Annotated in this window: 3 protein-coding genes; all 3 read left to right on the forward strand. The window is 55.4% G+C overall.

Annotated features, from left to right (window positions below):
* Nucleotides 1–197 precede the first annotated feature (197 nt).
* On the forward strand, nt 198–650 hold the full coding sequence (locus tag V7680_RS15565) for a hypothetical protein (RefSeq protein WP_335654164.1): 453 nt from the start codon (nt 198–200) through the stop codon (nt 648–650).
* 129 nt (nt 651–779) lie between these two features.
* Entirely contained in the window at nt 780–1160 is a 381-nt protein-coding gene (locus V7680_RS15570) for a nuclear transport factor 2 family protein (RefSeq protein WP_335654165.1), read from the forward strand.
* Nucleotides 1153–1761 (forward strand): oligopeptide:H+ symporter (locus tag V7680_RS15575; protein WP_335654166.1); only part of this gene is annotated, 609 nt, incomplete at its 3' end. The genes V7680_RS15570 and V7680_RS15575, both read left to right, overlap by 8 nt.

Genomic DNA, 1761 nt, shown 5'->3' on the forward strand with positions numbered 1-1761 from the left:
ACTGGCTGGCCCGGCTGCGCGGCGGAGAAAGCGCAGCGGATATTTTGAAAATCGACATGGCCGGAGAAGTCTCTCCCATTCGCGGGGCGATGACGGCCGGATGGTTCAATTAGCGGACTTCATATGGCTCTAATTAGGAAACCGATTTTTGCGGACGCTGCCCCAATACCGGGGCGGCAATTAACAGGAGAAGACGAATGAAACTGATGAAAAGGATGATGATGGCCACCGCCATAATCGTTGCCGCGCCGCTCGCGCTATCCACGCCCGCAATGGCAGATGATTTTCCGCTAGTGGCCGGTGATTACACGACCATGACTGGCATCTATATTCAGGATGGTGGAACGGTGGCCTATGCCAAATATCTAGCAAGTGAATGGAAGAAAAATCAGGACTTTGCTAAGTCCAAGGGCTGGATCAGCGATTATAAAATCTACTTCAATGTCGATGCACGCGATGGCGAGCCAAATATGTATCTGACGCAGACCTATCCCTATTGGCCGAGCGGAGCCGAAAGTGAAAAGCGTAACAAGGAATGGGAAGCTTTTGACAAAAGAACCAACGCGCAGCTGGATGCAGAATCCGGCAATCGGGCAAAATTCCGGACGGTCAAAGGTTCAATGACACTGCAGGAAGCGACAATCCGATAGCTTTAAAGCTTGGCCTCGGCGGATGATGTGACCCTTCATACGATCCGCCGGGACTAAAACTAGTCCGGCGGATGGTTTTGCGACCTGCCATCCGCCGGGCTATCCCTTCCAGACGCCGGAGAGTCTCCCATGCAAAGCCTTGCCGAAATTGCGAGAGATTATGCGGCTTTGATGGCAGCAGGCAAGACGCTGACCGCCGCGGAGCGATATTGGGCGAGCGATATTGTCGCGCTTGAACCAGCCAAATCCGGATCAAATGATCCAGCCGTCGCAACCGGTAAGCCAGCCGCCCTTGCCAGATTGAAGCGCTGGCTTGACGACAATGCGATGAGCGAAGTGCTGATTGATGGCCCGTTCATCACCGGCGACCAATTCGCATTATTCATCGACATGGAAATCACCCGCCTCACCAATGGCCGCGCCACCGGCAAACGCGAACCATTCAGCGAAATCGCCACCTACACCGTGCGCGATGGGCAGATTGTTGAAGAGCGATTTTTCTATGGGTGAAGCTGCTTTAACGGACACTCAAACCGACACCACATTTCTCGGCCACCCGCGCGGGCTTGCGTATTTATCATTCACAGAGGCGTGGGAGCGGTTTTCCTTTTACGGGATGCAGTCGCTCCTGGTGCTGTATATGACGCAGGAATTGTTCCTGCCAGGCCATATCGAGAATATCGCGGGGATAGGCTGGTATCGCTCCATGCTGGAGGGGGCATATGGCCCGCTGTCGCCGCTCGCGCTAGCGGGGCAGACCTTTGGGCTTTATGCTGGGCTGGTCTATTTCACGCCCTTGATTGGTGGCTGGGTTTCCGACCGGTGGCTAGGTGCGAAGCGAACCGTGATTATCGGCGTGCTGCTGATGACGGCGGGCCATGCGGCGATGGCGCTGGATCAGAGTTTTCTGATCGCTCTGGGTTTGCTGACCCTCGGTTCTGGCGCGCTCAAAGGCAATATCGCATCGCAGGTTGGGCAGCTTTATCCAAAGGGCGATGAACGCCCGGCGCAGGGTTTTGTCATCTTCAGCACCGGTATCAATATCGGTGCCATTGGCGGTCCGCTCGCGTGCGGATTGCTGGCGCAAATCTATGGCTGGCATGTCGGGTTT

It is taken from the genome of Parasphingorhabdus sp. (genome assembly GCF_036963705.1).
GTDB lineage: Bacteria > Pseudomonadota > Alphaproteobacteria > Sphingomonadales > Sphingomonadaceae > Parasphingorhabdus.

Coding starts and splice junctions, on each gene's coding strand:
- V7680_RS15570 (WP_335654165.1), top strand. CDS start 780: ATGCAAAGCCTTGCCGAAATTGCGAGAGATTATGCGGCTTTGATGGCA.
- V7680_RS15565 (WP_335654164.1), top strand. CDS start 198: ATGAAACTGATGAAAAGGATGATGATGGCCACCGCCATAATCGTTGCC.